Below are 14610 nucleotides of genomic sequence, written 5' to 3'. Positions count from 1 at the left end.
GACCGGCCAGCCATGGCGGCCGGCCGGTCGCTGCCGGCCGCAGCGCGGCACCGTCACCGCCGGCACTGAGGGGGGTACGTGGACCCGGTCTTCCAGAACATCGACCTGTACGTCGACGGCTTCGTGACGTCGCTGAGCATCATCCTGGTCGCCATGGTCGGCTCGCTGCTGCTCGGCACGGTGATCGCGGCCTTCCGGGTCTCCCCCGTGCCGCCGCTGCGCGCCTTCGGCACCTTCTGGGTGTCGACCTTCCGCAACACCCCGCTGTCGGTGGTGCTGTTCTTCTGCGCCTTCGGGCTCCCCGAGCTGGGCCTCAACCGCACGTTCTACTTCTTCGGTGTCCTGGGCCTGATCCTCTACACCTCCGCGTTCGTCTGCGAGGCCATCCGGTCCGGCATCAACTCCGTGCCCGCCGGGCAGGCGGAGGCGGCCCGCTCGATCGGCCTGAACTTCGCGCAGAGCCTGCGCTTCGTCGTCCTGCCGCAAGCCCTGCGCACGGTCGTGCCGCCGCTGGGCAGCGTCATCATCGCGATGTTCAAGAACTCCGCCGTGGTCGGCGCCTTCGGCGTCGGCGGCGACCTGTGGAGCACCGGCCAGACCCTGACCAGCGCCCGGGGCTACGAGACGCTGCCGATCTTCCTCGGCGTGGCCATCGGGTTCCTGCTCATCACCCTCCCGGCCGGCGCGATCCTGCAGGTCATCGAGCGGAAGGTGGCGATCGCGCGATGACCCAGCAGGAGACCGTGCTCTTCGACGCGCAGGGCCCGAGGGCCCGTCGCCGGACGGCGATCGGCACCGCCGTCGGCGCCCTCGTCCTGATCGCCCTCGCCGTCCTGGTGGTGCTGCGCCTGGCCGGGCAGGACCAGTTCTCCATGGACCTCTGGGGTCCGCTGATCAATCCCGGCAACGAGAACTTCGAGCTGGTCTGGGGGGTCATCGGCGAGGGCATCGTCAACACCATCAAGGCGGCGGTCGTCGCGATGACGCTGTCGGTGGTGATCGGCACGCTCATCGCCGTCGCGCGGCTGTCCCTGGGCCGGTTCGCCCGGATCCCGCTCATCGGGCTCGTCGAGGTATTCCGCGGCCTGCCCGTCGTGGTGCTCGTCTACCTGAGCGTGCGGGCGCTCCCCGACATCGGCGTGGACCTGCGGGGCTGGCCGGGCGGCCAGGTGTTCTGGGGTCTGATCATCGGCCTGACGGCCTACAACATGGTCATCTTCGCGGAGGTCGTCCGCGCGGGGATCGCCTCCCTGCCGCGCGGGCAGCGGGAGGCCGCGCTCGCCACCGGCCTCACCAACGGGCAGACCATGCGGATCGTGCTGCTGCCGCAGGCGTTCCGCGTCATGCTGCCGGCGATCATCAGCCAGCTGGTCGTCGTGCTCAAGGACACCTCGCTGGTGACCTTCGTGGCCAACTACGACGAACTGCTCAGCCAGGGCGAGAGCATCGTGCGGAACCTGGACAACCCGATCCAGACCTTCACCGTCGTCGCGCTGCTCTACATCGTGATCAACTACGCGCTCGGTCGCCTGGCGCAGTGGGTGCAGGCCCGCCAGGCGCGCGGCTCGACGGCCAAGGCGACCGGCGCCGACGACCTGGTCCCCGTGCGGGACGGCGCCTGAGCACCTCGCCCGCCGACACGGACGAGCCCTCCCCCGAGGGTGCTCGTGCACCGGCCAGGATCGCGGCCGGCCGGATGGTGCACGCACCCCCATCCCGTTCGACCCACTCGTCCCATCCGGGCGCGCCGAGGCCGCATGCAGCGCATCCGTGGCGAGACTGCTCGTCACGATGGAGACCATGCACGCGGTGGGGCGCCGCAACCTGCCCCCGGTTCCCCGGGTCGCCGTCGAGGCGCTGATCACGACCGGCCCGGTGGCTCCCGTCCTCGAGGCCCAGCCCGTTCCCCCGGTGGACGGCGGACAGCGGTTCGTCCAGCGCCTGCGCTCCGCCGCTCCCGCGTTCGCCGCATCCGCCGGCGCCCAGAGCGCCGTCGTCCGCGAAGTCGTGCCGCCGGCCCGGCACCGCCGGTCGCGGTGCCGGGTGGTCTTCCGCTACGCCGACGGGACCGAGACCGACCTGACCTTCGTCGGTGAGCGCCGGCGTCCGGGCGCGTCGTCCCACGAGCCCTTCGACGTCGAGATCACCGGCTGGCTCGCCGCCGGTCAGGTGCGCAACGACGCCTGGTTCGTCCCCGACCCGGAGGCTCCCGACGGCGTCGCCGTGGACGTCACCGCCTGGCTCGCCAAGGGCTGAGCGGAGGGAACGGCAGGAGGCGGTCCGGACTCCGGACCGCCTCCTGCCGTTCGGTGCCCTGCCCGCGGCCGGTCGCCGCCAGGCGGTCAGGGCAGCGCGCTCTCCTCGTCGAACTCGGGGACGTCGTCGACGTCGCCGGCGAGGTCCGCCTCGTCCAGCGCCTCCCGCACGACCGCCGCGGCGAGACCGCCGTTGTAGCCCTTGCGCGCGAGCATGCCGATCAGCCGACGGGTGACCGTCGCGCGGTCCAGCCGGCGCATGCTCGGAACCCGCCGGGCCACCAGCCGCCGGGCCGCCTCGCGCTCGTCGTCGTCGTCCACCGCGTCGACGGCCTCGGCGGCCGTCTCCGGGTCCACGCCCTTCGCCCGCAGCTCGGCGGAGAGCGCCCGGCGGGCCAGCCCGCGGCCGGCCTGCCGGCTGCTCACCCAGGCCCGGGCGAAGGCCGCGTCGTCGATCAGCCCCACCTCGGTGAACCGGTCGAGCACGGCCTCGGCCGCGTCGCCCGGCACCTCCCGCTGGGCCAGGAGATCGGCCAGCTGCTGCCGGGTCTTGGGTGCGCCGGTCAGCGCACGGAGGCAGAGCGCACGGGCGACCTGCTCGGGATCGCCCGCGCCGTCCTCCGGAGAGCCGGGGGCGACGTCCGGGGTCAGGGGATCGTCGCCGCCCGGCGTCCGTGACCGGCGGCCGGCCCGGGAGGTCCCGAAGCCGGAGCCGGAGTTCGAGCCGCGCCGGCGGTTCGGCGGCCGGTCGTCCACCGGCGGATCAGAAGTCGGGGGCGTCGACCGGCGCCGGGGCGTCCAGCGTCGGGCCGATGCCCAGCTTCTCCTTGACCCTCTTCTCGATCTCGTCGGCCAGGTCGGGGTTGTCCTTCAGGAAGTTGCGGACGTTCTCCTTGCCCTGGCCGAGCTGGTCGCCCTCGTAGGTGTACCAAGCGCCGGACTTCTTCACGATGCCCTGCTCGACACCGGCGTCGACGATGCCGCCCTCCCGGCTGAAGCCCTGGCCCCAGAGGATGTCGAGCTCGGCCTGCTTGAACGGCGCGGCGACCTTGTTCTTGACCACCTTGATGCGGGTACGGCTGCCGATCGCGTCGGTGCCCTGCTTGAGGGTCTCGATGCGGCGGACGTCGAGCCGGACCGACGAGTAGAACTTCAGCGCGCGGCCACCGGTGGTGACCTCGGGCGAGCCGTAGACGACGCCGACCTTCTCGCGCAGCTGGTTGATGAAGATCGCCGTCGTGCCCGAGTTGCTCAGCGCACCGGTGATCTTCCGCAGCGCCTGGCTCATCAGCCGGGCCTGCAGACCCACGTGGCTGTCACCCATCTCGCCCTCGATCTCGGCGCGGGGCACCAGCGCCGCCACCGAGTCGATGACGATGATGTCGAGCGCGCCGGAGCGGATCAGCATGTCGGCGATCTCGAGCGCCTGCTCACCGGTGTCGGGCTGGCTGACCAGGAGCGCGTCGGTGTCCACGCCGATGGCGCGGGCGTACTCCGGGTCGAGCGCGTGCTCGGCGTCGATGAACGCGGCGATCCCGCCGGCGGCCTGGGCGTTGGCCACCGCGTGCAGGGCGACCGTGGTCTTGCCGGAGGACTCCGGCCCGTAGACCTCCACCACCCGGCCGCGGGGCAGGCCGCCGATGCCCAGGGCGATGTCGAGGGCGATCGAGCCCGTCGGGATGACCTTGATCGCCACCTCGGGGCTGTCGCCCAGACGCATGACCGAGCCCTTGCCGAACTGCTTGTCGATCTGGGCGAGGGCCATGTCGAGGGCCTTGTCGCGGTCGAGCGTTGCTGCCATGGTGCGTCACCTTCGGTTCGCGAGAAGCGGGTCGGGACCGACGCTAGGGCGAGCCACCGACAGTTTTCGGGTTCCGGGGCGGACTGTGGAGGACCGGCCGCCCTGTGGACGACACAGTAGGCCGAACAGGTGTTCGATCGCCAGGCCGACACGCCGGGCCCGGAGCGGTCCGGGTCAGCGCTCCCTGGGCGGCACGTCGAACGCCTCGCAGATCGCGAGCCACACCTTCCGCACCGGCAGGCCGGCCTCGATGGCGTCGACCGCCGTGCGGCCGCCGAGGTCGGCGAAGACGTGGTCGCGCGCGACGCTCTGCGCGCGCATGGTCCCGAACTGACCGTCGAGGCGGGACCAGAACTCCTGCAGGCGCACGTCCCGACGCTAACCCGCCGGCTCCCGGCGCCGCCGCACCCGCCCTAGGCTCACGGCATGATTCCGGGCACGGGCTCGCAGACCCTCGACATCGTCCTCGAGATCGGCATCGTGCTGGCGCTGATCGTCACGATCGTGCTGCTGATCAGGAACTACCGGGGGCGCTGACCCGCGAGGTCAGCCACACCCAGGCCAGCGGGAGCACCAGCGCCGCCGAGACCGCGGACACCAGGCCGAACCCGCCCCAGGCCAGCAGCGGACCGCCCACCACCCCGGCCAGCGCGGCGCCCAGCCCCATCAGCAGATCGGTGCCGCCCTGCGCCGTCGGCCGCAGCTCCGGGCCCACCGACGCCGTCACCAGCGCCGAACCCGCGATCAGCCCGCACGACCAGCCCAGGCCCAGCAGGAGCAGCCCCGCACCCAGCTGCACCGAGTCGGCGGGGGCCGCCGTCCCGGCCACGGCGGCGGCGGCCAGGAGCAGGACGCCGCCGAGGGCCACGACGGCCGGGGCGCCGGCCTTGTCGGCCAGCACGCCGACCAGCGGGGAGAACAGGTACATGCCGGCCACGTGCACGCTGATGACCAGACCCACGAGCCGGAGCACGGCGTCCTCGGCGCCGCCGGCGTGGCCCATGTGCACCGGCGTCATCACCATCACGCCGACCATGACCGCGTGCGCCACCACGACCGAGGTGAGCCCCAGGCGGCCCGCCGGGGTGGCCCACACCGCGCGGAGGGCGGCACCGGTGGCCCGCCGCGGCGGCGCACCCGCACCGCCCCCGCCGAGCCGCCGGGCGAGCAGCAGGGGGTCGGGGCGCAGCAGCAGGAGGAACCCCGCGGCGACGACGGCGAAGACCACGGCCGAGAGGGCGAACACCCCACCGAGCGGGGGCAGGCCGAGGGCCTCTCCCAGGCGCGCCCCCGGACGGGCCAGGTTGGGCCCGATCACCGAGCCGATCGTGGTGGCCCACACGACGAGGGACAGCGCCCGCCCCCGGCGCTCCGGCGTCGCCAGGTCGGCGGCGGCGTAGCGGGACTGCAGCCCGCAGGCGGTGGCCGCCCCGAAGAGGAACAGCCCGCCGATCAGCAGCGGCAGCGAGGATGCCGCCGCGGCGAGGACGGTGACCACCGCGCCGACGACGCTGATGGCGTACCCGACCGCCAGCCCGGCACGCCGGCCGACGGTGTCGCTGATCCGGGCCAGCGGCACCGCGAGGGCGGCCGCCCCGAGGACGCCGGCGGTCTGGCCGAGGCCCGAGGCGCTGTCGGTGCCGGCGACGTCCCGGGCGAGCAGCCCGCCGGCGGTGATGCCGACGGTGACGCCGAGGCCGGCCAGGGCCACGCCGCCGCTCAGTACGCCCACGGTGCGACGCTGCACGCGGGCGACGTCGACCCCGGTGCCGGACTGCTGCAGCGGTGCCACGTGCGCTCCTGTCTCCGGGCGGGTTCCCGCGGCCGGCTCCACGCCGGCCAGCGAAGTGTCGTACATGCCGGGGACACTGAGCGCGTGCCCGACCGCCCGTCCGCCGACCGTTCCGAGGCGCAGGGCGCCCTGGCCCGGTTCTCCGAGCCGACCAGGGCCTGGTTCACCGGCGCGTTCGAGCGGCCCACCGCCGCCCAGGACGGCGCCTGGCAGGCGATCAGCAGCGGCGAGCACGCACTCGTCGTCGCGCCCACCGGCTCGGGCAAGACCCTCGCCGCGTTCCTCTGGTCGCTCGACCGGCTGGCCGCCGCTCCCCCGGCCGACGAGCGGACGCGCTGCCGGGTCCTCTACGTGTCGCCGCTCAAGGCGCTGGCCGTCGACGTCGAGCGCAACCTGCGCGCCCCGCTGGCCGGCATCGGGCAGGCCGCCGCCCGGCTGGGGCTGCCGCGGCCGGAGATCAAGGTCGGCATCCGTTCGGGCGACACCCCGGCCGACGAGCGGCGTGCCTTCGCCCGCCGACCGCCCGACATCCTGATCACCACTCCCGAGTCGCTGTTCCTGCTGCTCACCAGCGCCGCCCGCGAGGCGCTGCGCGGGGTCGAGACGGTGATCGTCGACGAGGTGCACGCGGTCACCGACTCCAAGCGCGGCGCCCACCTCGCCGTCTCGCTCGACCGGCTGGACGAGCTGCTCGAGCGGCCCGCGCAGCGGATCGGCCTGTCGGCCACCGTGCGCCCGATCGAGGAGGTCGCCACCTACCTGGCGGGCGGCCGCCCGGTGCAGGTGGTGTCGCCCGGCTCGACGAAGCAGTGGGACCTCTCGGTCGTCGTCCCGATCGAGGACATGAGCGAGCTCGGGCAGCCCACCGGGGAGCTGGCGGGCTCGGCGGCGGGCCACCAGCCGCGCAACTCCATCTGGCCGGCGGTCGAGGAGCGGGTGCTCGACCTGGTCCAGGCCCACCGCAGCACCATCGTCTTCGCCAACTCCCGGCGGCTGGCCGAGCGGCTGACCAGCCGGCTCAACGAGCTGGCCTACGAGCGGGCCACCGGTGAGACCGTGCCGCCCGGCACCAACGCGGCGGCGCTCATGGCGCAGGCCGGCTCCGGCGGCGGCGTGCCCGAGGGCGTGCAGCCGGTCGCCGCCGCCCACCACGGCTCGGTGTCCCGCGAGCAGCGGGCGATCGTCGAGGAAGCGCTGAAGTCCGGCCGGCTGCCCGCGGTCGTCGCCACCTCGAGCCTGGAGCTGGGCATCGACATGGGCGCGGTCGACCTCGTCGTCCAGGTGGAGGCGCCGCCCACCGTCGCCAGCGGCCTCCAGCGCGTCGGCCGGGCCGGGCACCAGGTGGGCGCGGTCAGCCGCGGCGTGCTCTTCCCCAAGTACCGCGGCGACCTCGTGCAGTGCGCGCTGGTGGCCGAGCGGATGCAGGCCGGCGCCATCGAGTCGATCCGCTACCTCCGCAACCCGCTCGACGTGCTCGCCCAGCAGATCGTCGCGGTCGTCTCCGAGCGGCCGCGCACCGTCGACGAGGTGGGGGCGCTGGTCCGCCGGTCGGCGGCGTTCTCCTCGCTCCCCGACTCCGCGCTGCACGCCGTCCTCGACATGCTGGCCGGCCGCTATCCCTCCGACGCGTTCGCCGAGCTGCGCCCGCGGCTCATCTGGGACCGCGTCACCGACACCCTCACCGCCCGCGCCGGTGCCCAGCGGCTGGCGGTCACCAGCGGCGGCACGATCCCCGACCGCGGGCTCTTCGGCGTCTTCCTCGTCGGCGGCGAGGGCACCGGCGGGCGGCGGGTCGGCGAGCTGGACGAGGAGATGGTCTACGAGTCGCGGGTGGGCGACGTCTTCCTGCTCGGGTCGTCGTCCTGGCGGATCGAGGACATCACCCACGACCGGGTGCTGGTCACCCCGGCGCCCGGCCAGGCCGGGAAGATGCCGTTCTGGCACGGCGACGCACCCGGCCGCCCGCTGGAACTCGGCCGGGCGCTGGGCGCGTTCCTCCGCGAGGTCGGCTCCGCGACGCCGGAGGCCGGCCTGGAGCGGGCCCGTGCGGCGGGCCTCGACGAGTGGGGCGCGGCCAACCTCGCCGCGTACCTGACCGAGCAGAAGGCGGTGACGGGGCACCTCCCCGACGACCGCACGCTGCTGGTCGAGCGGTTCCGCGACGAGCTGGGCGACTGGCGGCTGGTCGTGCACTCGCCGTTCGGCGCGCAGGTGAACGCCCCGTGGGCGCTCGTCCTCGCCGCCCGGCTGCGCGAGCGGTACGGCGTCGACGTCTCCGCCATGCACTCCGACGACGGCATCGTGCTGCGGATGCCCGAGACCACCGGCGAGCCCCCCGAGGCCGACCTCGCCGTCCTCGACCCGGACGACGTGGAGCGTGAGGTCACCGCCGAGGTGGGCAGCTCCGCGCTCTTCGCCAGCCGGTTCCGCGAGTGCGCCGCCCGCGCGCTGCTGCTCCCCCGGCGCGACCCCCGCCGCCGCACCCCGCTGTGGCAGCAGCGGCAGCGGGCGGCCCAGCTGCTCTCGGTCGCCAGTGAGTTCTCGTCGTTCCCGATCACCCTGGAGGCCGCCCGCGAGGTGCTCCAGGACGTCTACGACGTCCCGGGGCTGGTCGAGCTGATGAGGGACGTCCGGGCCCGCCGGGTGCGGGTCGTCGACGTGCAGACCGAGACGGCGTCGCCGTTCGCCCAGTCGCTGCTGTTCGGCTACGTGGGCCAGTTCCTCTACGAGGGCGACGCGCCGCTGGCCGAGCGCCGGGCACAGGCGCTCGCGCTCGACACCGGCCTGCTCGCCGAGCTGCTCGGCCGGTCGGAGCTGCGCGAGCTGCTCGACGCCGAGGCGCTGGCGGAGATCGAGGAGGAGCTGCAGCGGCTCCCCCGGCAACGGCACCCCCGGGATGTCGACGGCGGGGGCGACCTGCTGCGCGTCGTCGGCGACCTCACCGCCGCCGAGGCCGCCCGGCGCGGCGTGCCGCAGGAGTGGCTGGACGAGCTCGTCGCCGCCCGGCGCGCGCTGCTGGTGCGGATCGCCGGCGAGGAGCGGTACGTCGCCATCGAGGACGCCGGCCGGTTGCGCGACGCCCTGGGCACCGCGCTGCCGGTCGGCGTCCCGGAGGTCTTCACCGAGCCCGTCGCCGACCCGCTGGGCGACCTGATCGGCCGCTACGCCCGGACCCACGGCCCCTTCCAGCCCGCCGAGGTGGCCACCCGGCTGGGGCTCGGCATCGCCGTGGTGACGGCGACCGTCCAGCGGCTCACCGGCACCGGCCGGCTGGTCTCCGGGGAGTTCCGCCCGGGCGGCTCCGGCCAGGAGTGGTGCGACGCCGACGTCCTCCGCTCGATCCGGCGGCGGAGCCTGGCCCGGCTGCGCCAGGAGGTCGAGCCGGTGCCCATCGGCACGCTCGCCCGGTTCACCCCGTCCTGGCAGTCGGTGGGCAGCCGACTGCGCGGCGCCGACGGCGTCCTCGCCGTCGTGGAGCAGCTGGCCGGCACCCTGGTGCCGGCCAGCGCGCTGGAGTCCCTGGTGCTGCCGGCGCGGGTGCGCGACTACTCCCCCGCCATGCTCGACGAGCTGACCAGCGCCGGTGAGGTCCTGTGGGCCGGCGCCGGCGGGCTGCCCGGCAGCGACGGGTGGATCAGCTTGGTCCCCACCGATCTGGCACCGCTGCTGCTGCCCGAGCAGCTGGCAGCCCCGGAGAAGGGGCAGCCACTGCTCGATCTCCTCGCCGGCGGTCAGGCGATGTTCTTCCGCGGGCTCTCCGACGCCGTCGGCGCCACCGACGACGTCGCGCTGGCCGACCTGGTGTGGGACCTCGTCTGGGCCGGCGCCCTCACCAACGACACGCTCGCGCCGCTGCGCACCCGGTTGGCCGGCGGCGGCACGCACCGCAAGCCCGCGGCGCCGCCGCGGGTGCGCCTCGACCGCGCCCGCGCCGGCCGCACCCGGCTGGGCCGCCCGGCCATGCCCAGCCGCACCGGGCCGCCCACGGTCGCCGGCCGGTGGTCGCGGCTGCCCGTGCGGGAGCCCAACCCCACCCGGCGGGGAACCGCGCGGGCGGAGGCGCTCCTGGAGAGGCACGGGGTGCTCACCCGCGGGGCGGTCATGGCCGAGCAGGTGCCCGGCGGCTTCTCCGCGGTCTACCCGGTGCTGCGGGCGTTCGAGGACAACGGCCGGGCCCGCCGCGGGTACTTCGTGGAGACGCTGGGCGCGGCGCAGTTCGGCACCCCCGGCTCGGTCGACCGGCTGCGCAGCTTCGCCTCCCCGGACCGCGTGCCGGCGGGCGCCGTCGTCCTCGCGGCCACCGATCCGGCCAACGTCTACGGCGCCGCCCTGCCGTGGCCCGAGCGCACGGTCGCCGCCGACGGCAGCGCCGTCGACCTCGGCGAGGGCACCGGCAGCACGAAGAAGGCCGCCGGGCACCGCGCGGGCCGCAAGGCCGGTGCGCTGGTCGTCCTGGTCGACGGCGAGCTGGTGCTCTACGTCGAGCGCGGCGGGAAGACGCTGCTGTCCTGGACCGAGGACGAGCAGGTGCTCAAGGAGGCGGCGACCGCGCTCTCGGGTGCGGTCTCCGCCGGAGCGCTGGGCCGGATGGTGGTGCAGAAGGCCGACGGCGCCTCGGTGCACGAGTCGACGCCGCTGTCCCAGGCACTCCAGGCCGCCGGCTTCGCCGCCACTCCCCGCGGCCTGCGGCTGCGCGGCTGAGGCGAGGCCGCCGAGGTCAGCGGCGGGAGCCCTGCAGCCAGCGCCCGAGCCACCGGCTCAGCCGCGGCATGAGCAGGCGCAGCGCCGTCACCACGTAGGCGGCCGACAACAGCAGCCGCAGCGGCCAGGGCCAGCTGCCCACCAGGGGCAGGGCGAGCACCTGGAAGCTCGAGGTGAACAGCAGGACGACGGCGACGGTGAGCAGCCAGCTCCGCCACGCAGGCCCCGGCTTCGCGGGCACCGCGAAGAAGTTCTCCAGACCGACCGCCCGCGCGACGCGCTCGTCCTCGACCATCTCCGGCATCCGCGCGAGGAAGGCCCGGCGTTCCGGCGAGCGCTCCCAGCCGGCCAGCGCATCGGCGTCGGCGAACCGGTAGACCAGGTGGTACTCGGAGCTGTCCGCCCCCGGGTGCAGCAGCGTCGCGCCCAGGTTGCCGGGGTAGTTGGCCGCCTCGGCCAGCACGGCTGCGGCCGCCCGCTCGAACGCGATCCGGCGGTCGGGGCGGACCACGCGGGCGACGGTGACGGTGACCGGCTCGTGCTCGGCGACGGTCGGGATGCCACCCAACCGGGTGCGCAGTCGCAGGGGCACGCTCACGGTGGAGCACAGCGCCCCCGGCGGTCGCCGTCATCCCGGATGTCGGCGCTCTCACAGCGGGCGCGCCCCTCCGGGGCCGGGGATCATGGCAGGCGTGCCCGAGGGAGACACCGTCTGGCTGGCGGCCGAACGCATGCGCACGGCGCTGGCCGGCGCGACGCTGCGTCGGGGGGAGTTCCGCCTCCCGCAGCTGGCCACCGTCGACCTGACCGGGGCGGCGGTCACCGAGGTCGTCCCCCGCGGCAAGCACCTGCTGGTCCGCCTCGCCGACGGCCGCACGCTGCGCACCCACTTCCGGATGGACGGCAGCTGGCACATCTACCGGCCCGGCAGCCGATGGCAGGGCGGGCCCGCCCACGACGTGCGCATGGTGCTGGCCACCGACGAGTGGGAGTGCGTCGGCTACCGGCTGCACGACGTCGAGCTGGTGCCCACGGCCGAGGAGGACCGGCTCGTCGGGCACCTCGGCCCGGACGTCCTCGGCCCGGACTGGAACCTCGAGAGGGCGCTGCGCCGGCTGCGGTCCCACCCCGACGAGCAGGTGGGGGTGGCGATCCTGGACCAGCGGAACCTGGCCGGGATCGGGAACCTCTACAAGGTCGAGTCGCTGTTCCTGGTCGGCGTGCACCCGTGGGCGCGGGTGGCCGACGTCGACGACCGGCTGCAGCCCCTCGTCGAGCGGGCACGCACTCTCATGCTGGCCAACCGGCACCATCCGGAGCAGAGCACCACCGGTGACCTGCGCCGCGGCCAGGACCACTGGGTGTACGGACGGAAGGGCAAGCCCTGCCGGCGGTGCCGGACCCCGATCCTCATGGGCGAGCAGGGGCCGCACCTCCAGGAGCGGGTGACCTACTGGTGCCCGCGCTGCCAGGCGGCGCGCTCCCCCATCGCCGTCACGGCGCGGACCGGCGAACCGGGCCGGCCGTCCCCCGTGGCGACACCTGGCTGAGGGACCCCTCCGCTCGCACACCGGCTAGCAGAGGGGGCAGCGGATCCGCTACTGGGCGTCCGGGCGGTCGGCCGGCTGCGCCTCCCGCTGCTCGGCGGTCGGCACCGAGGCCGCGCCCTGCTCGATGGCGCCGGCGGCAGCGGTCCCCTCCACGGCCGGCGTCCCCCCGCCCATGGAGGCGCGGATCTGGTCCAGGCGCGAGGCGCCGGCGACGTCGAGGGTCGCCTTCTGCACCTCGAGCATCCGGCCCTCCACCGAGGTCTGCGCCAGCTCCGCCTGGCCGAGCGCGTTGGCGTAGCGGGCCTCGATCTTGTCGCGGACCTCCGTCAGCGACGGCGTGTTGCCCGGCGCGGAGAGCTCGTTGACCTGGCGCAGCGAGTCGGCGACGTGCTCCTGCATCTTCGCCTGCTCGAGCTGGCTCATGAGCTTGGTGCGCTCGGCCAGCGTCGTCTGCAGCCGCATCCGGGACTGCTCGACGGCGCCGCGCGCCTGCTGGGCGGCCTGCAGGGCCTCGTCGTGGCTGCGCTTGAGGTCCTCCATCGACTGCTCGGCGGCCACCAGCTGGGTGGCGAACGCCTGCGCGGCCTGCTCGTACTCGGCGGCCTTGGCGGCGTCGCCCTTGGCGCGCGTCTGGTCGGCGAGGGTCAGCGCCTGCCGGGCGGAGGCCTGCAGCTTCTCCACTTCGCCGAGCTGCCGGTTCAGCCGCATCTCGAGCTGGCGCTGGTTGCCCAGCACGGCGGCGGCCTGGTTGGCCAGCGACTGGTGCCGCTGCTGCTCGGCCTCGATCGCCTGCGCGATCTGGATCTTCGGATCCGCCCGCTGGTCGATCTGGGCGTTGGCCGACGCGGTGAGGTACTTCCACAGCTTCACGAACGGATTGGGCATGGGGTCCTCCTGCTCCGGCGCGGATGCCGGCCCGGCGATGCTCGTCACCCAGCATCGTCCCAGGTGATCTCGCTCCACAGCCAACGCGGGCGCCGCGGCCGGCAGCACGACTAGGGTTTCCGGCGTGCAGCCCGGCGGTCCGACCCTCTGCGTCCTCGGTGAACTGGTCGTCGACCTGCTGCCCGTCCCCGGGGCCGACGCCGGCCCCGAGGGCACGGCGCCGCAGTACGTCGCGCGGCCGGGGGGCAACGCCCTCAACGTCGCCGTCGCCGCCGGGCGGCTCGGCGCCCCCGTGCGGTTGCTGGCCCGGCTCGGCACCGGGCCGCTGGCCGGGCACCTGCGGCGGCACGCCGAGCTCGCCGGCGTGGACACCGCGGGCTTCGTCGACGCCGGGGAGCCGGTCAGCCTGGCCGTGGTCGGGCTCGGCGCCGACGGCTCGCCCGACTACGGCTTCCACGTGCTGGGCGCCGCGGACTGGCAGTGGACCGACGACGAGCTGACCCGGGTGCTCCCCGGTGACGTGGGCGCCCTGCACGTCGGCTCCATCTCCAGCTGGACCGAGCCCGGCAGCGCGGCCATCGCCCGGCTGGTCGAGCGGCTGTCGGGGCACGCGCTGATCAGCGTCGACCCGAACATCCGGCCGATGCTGGCCGAGGGGCCGGTCGGCGGCAGCCTCGGCAACGACCGGACGTCGGTGACCCGGCGGCTGGACGAGCTGGTGCGCCGCGCCGACCTGGTGAAGGTCAGCGCGGAGGACCTCGCCTGGCTGGAGCCGGGCACGACCGACCTCGACGACGCGGCACGCCGCTGGGCGGAGCGCGGCCCGGCGCTGGTGGTGCTGACCGACGGCGGTGCGCCGCTGCGGATCGCCCGGCCCGGCCGCCCGCTGCTGCACCGGGCGAGCCCGCGGATCGACGTCGTCGACACCGTCGGAGCCGGCGACTCGCTGGCCGCCGGGCTGCTCACCGGCCTGCTGGCCACCGGCACCACCACCCGGGACGCGCTGGCGGGCCTGCCCGACGACGAGCTGCTGGCCCTGGTCGACGACGCCGCCCTCGTCGCGGCGCTCAACTGCACCCGGGTGGGCGCCGATCCCCCGACCCGCGACGAGCTCGCCGCCGCGCGGGAGCACCGGTGACCGGCGACGTCCTCCGCCTGGTCGGCTTCGAGCAACTCTCCGCCGGCGCGCTGCGCGGCCGGCTGCTGGCCCGCCGCGCCGAGTTCTGGGCCGGGTCCCCGCTGACCGACGACGCCGTGCTCGCGCTGCACGACCCGGTGTTCTTCCACCAGCTCGGCGGCTTCGGCGCCGTCGCCCTCACCGCCGACGACGACGACGCCGGCTACCTGCTGGGCGTGGTCAGCGCCGACCGGCTCGCCGTCGTCCAGGCCGTCGCCGTGCACCCCGACCGGCGGGGCAGCGGCGTCGCCACCCTGCTACTGCAGCGCTTCGCGGACCTCGCCGCCGGCGTCGGGGCGCGCGCCGTGCAGGCCGTGGCCGTGCCCGGTGACGCCGGCGCCGCCGCGCTGGCGGCTCACGTCGGAGCGGCCGCGGCCCCCTCCCCCGGGCACGGCGGCCCCGGCGACGACCGGGTGGTGTTCACCCGCGGCCTGCCCCTGCGCTGAGCG

At 75.1% G+C, this 14610-nt stretch carries 13 protein-coding genes; 7 read left to right on the top strand and 6 right to left on the bottom strand.

Going from position 1 to position 14610, the window contains the following annotated elements; all coding sequences use genetic code 11:
* Window positions 1–78: 78 nt before the first annotated feature.
* The 3 genes from ACI790_RS00145 to ACI790_RS00135 all read left to right on the top strand — a co-directional run bounded on the left by ACI790_RS00145 (window position 79) and on the right by ACI790_RS00135 (window position 2256).
* Complete coding sequence (locus ACI790_RS00145) at window positions 79–729, top strand: amino acid ABC transporter permease (RefSeq protein ID WP_456567744.1); 651 nt, start codon at window positions 79–81, stop codon at window positions 727–729.
* Window positions 726–1622 carry an amino acid ABC transporter permease gene (locus ACI790_RS00140; RefSeq protein ID WP_456567743.1) on the top strand — a complete coding sequence of 299 codons (897 nt, stop codon included), beginning with the start codon at window positions 726–728 and terminating at the stop codon, window positions 1620–1622. The genes ACI790_RS00145 and ACI790_RS00140 overlap by 4 nt, the downstream gene beginning before the upstream one ends.
* 148 nt (window positions 1623–1770) lie before the next feature.
* Complete coding sequence (locus ACI790_RS00135) at window positions 1771–2256, top strand: hypothetical protein (RefSeq protein ID WP_456567742.1); 486 nt, start codon at window positions 1771–1773, stop codon at window positions 2254–2256.
* An 86-nt stretch (window positions 2257–2342) separates the two neighbouring features.
* Here ACI790_RS00135 and ACI790_RS00130 read toward each other — a convergent pair whose 3' ends face one another.
* The 4 genes from ACI790_RS00130 to ACI790_RS00115 form a co-directional block, all read right to left on the bottom strand.
* A complete protein-coding gene (locus ACI790_RS00130; protein WP_456567741.1) occupies window positions 2343–3011 on the bottom strand; it encodes a regulatory protein RecX in 669 nt (222 codons plus the stop codon).
* 7 nt (window positions 3012–3018) lie between these two features.
* Complete coding sequence (recA, locus tag ACI790_RS00125; RefSeq protein WP_456567740.1) at window positions 3019–4056, bottom strand: recombinase RecA; 1038 nt, start codon at window positions 4054–4056, stop codon at window positions 3019–3021.
* A 174-nt stretch (window positions 4057–4230) separates the two neighbouring features.
* Window positions 4231–4425 (bottom strand): DUF3046 domain-containing protein, encoded by a 195-nt coding sequence (locus ACI790_RS00120; RefSeq protein ID WP_456567739.1) that lies wholly within the window; start codon window positions 4423–4425, stop codon window positions 4231–4233.
* A 145-nt stretch (window positions 4426–4570) separates the two neighbouring features.
* Window positions 4571–5914 carry an MFS transporter gene (locus tag ACI790_RS00115; protein WP_456567738.1) on the bottom strand — a complete coding sequence of 448 codons (1344 nt, stop codon included), beginning with the start codon at window positions 5912–5914 and terminating at the stop codon, window positions 4571–4573.
* Between the two features lie 18 nt (window positions 5915–5932).
* Here ACI790_RS00115 and ACI790_RS00110 point away from each other — a divergent pair, with 18 nt between their 5' ends.
* Window positions 5933–10549 carry an ATP-dependent helicase gene (locus ACI790_RS00110; RefSeq protein ID WP_456567737.1) on the top strand — a complete coding sequence of 1539 codons (4617 nt, stop codon included), beginning with the start codon at window positions 5933–5935 and terminating at the stop codon, window positions 10547–10549.
* Between the two features lie 16 nt (window positions 10550–10565).
* Here the strand turns inward: ACI790_RS00110 and ACI790_RS00105 are convergent, their stop codons facing one another.
* A complete protein-coding gene (locus tag ACI790_RS00105; protein WP_456567736.1) occupies window positions 10566–11141 on the bottom strand; it encodes an antibiotic biosynthesis monooxygenase in 576 nt (191 codons plus the stop codon).
* Window positions 11142–11241: 100 nt separating this feature from the next.
* Between ACI790_RS00105 and ACI790_RS00100 the strand changes: the two genes are divergently transcribed.
* Entirely contained in the window at window positions 11242–12099 is an 858-nt protein-coding gene (locus tag ACI790_RS00100; RefSeq protein WP_456567735.1) for a DNA-formamidopyrimidine glycosylase family protein, read from the top strand.
* 48 nt (window positions 12100–12147) lie between these two features.
* On the opposite strand, the gene ACI790_RS00095 is transcribed toward ACI790_RS00100, so the two are convergent.
* Entirely contained in the window at window positions 12148–12984 is an 837-nt protein-coding gene (locus ACI790_RS00095; RefSeq protein WP_456567734.1) for a PspA/IM30 family protein, read from the bottom strand.
* A gap of 124 nt (window positions 12985–13108) precedes the next feature.
* On the opposite strand from ACI790_RS00095, the gene ACI790_RS00090 reads away from it, so the two are divergent.
* Together ACI790_RS00090 and ACI790_RS00085 are read left to right on the top strand one after the other, a co-directional pair.
* Window positions 13109–14122: a PfkB family carbohydrate kinase gene (locus tag ACI790_RS00090; RefSeq protein WP_456567733.1), complete on the top strand. Its 1014-nt coding sequence runs from the start codon at window positions 13109–13111 to the stop codon at window positions 14120–14122.
* Window positions 14119–14607 carry a GNAT family N-acetyltransferase gene (locus ACI790_RS00085; protein WP_456567732.1) on the top strand — a complete coding sequence of 163 codons (489 nt, stop codon included), beginning with the start codon at window positions 14119–14121 and terminating at the stop codon, window positions 14605–14607. The genes ACI790_RS00090 and ACI790_RS00085 overlap by 4 nt, the downstream gene beginning before the upstream one ends.
* The last annotated feature ends 3 nt before the right edge of the window (window positions 14608–14610 follow it).

The sequence above is a fragment of the Blastococcus sp. SYSU DS0539 genome (assembly GCF_054050855.1).
This window is presented reverse-complemented; position numbering and strand designations above follow the sequence as displayed.

Bases quoted from the DNA above. Each gene is read 5' to 3' on its own strand.
- ACI790_RS00140 (WP_456567743.1), top strand. From the start codon at position 726: ATGACCCAGCAGGAGACCGTGCTCTTCGACGCGCAGGGCCCGAGGGCC.
- recA (WP_456567740.1), bottom strand. From the start codon at position 4,056: ATGGCAGCAACGCTCGACCGCGACAAGGCCCTCGACATGGCCCTCGCC.
- ACI790_RS00115 (WP_456567738.1), bottom strand. From the start codon at position 5,914: ATGTACGACACTTCGCTGGCCGGCGTGGAGCCGGCCGCGGGAACCCGC.
- ACI790_RS00095 (WP_456567734.1), bottom strand. From the start codon at position 12,984: ATGCCCAATCCGTTCGTGAAGCTGTGGAAGTACCTCACCGCGTCGGCC.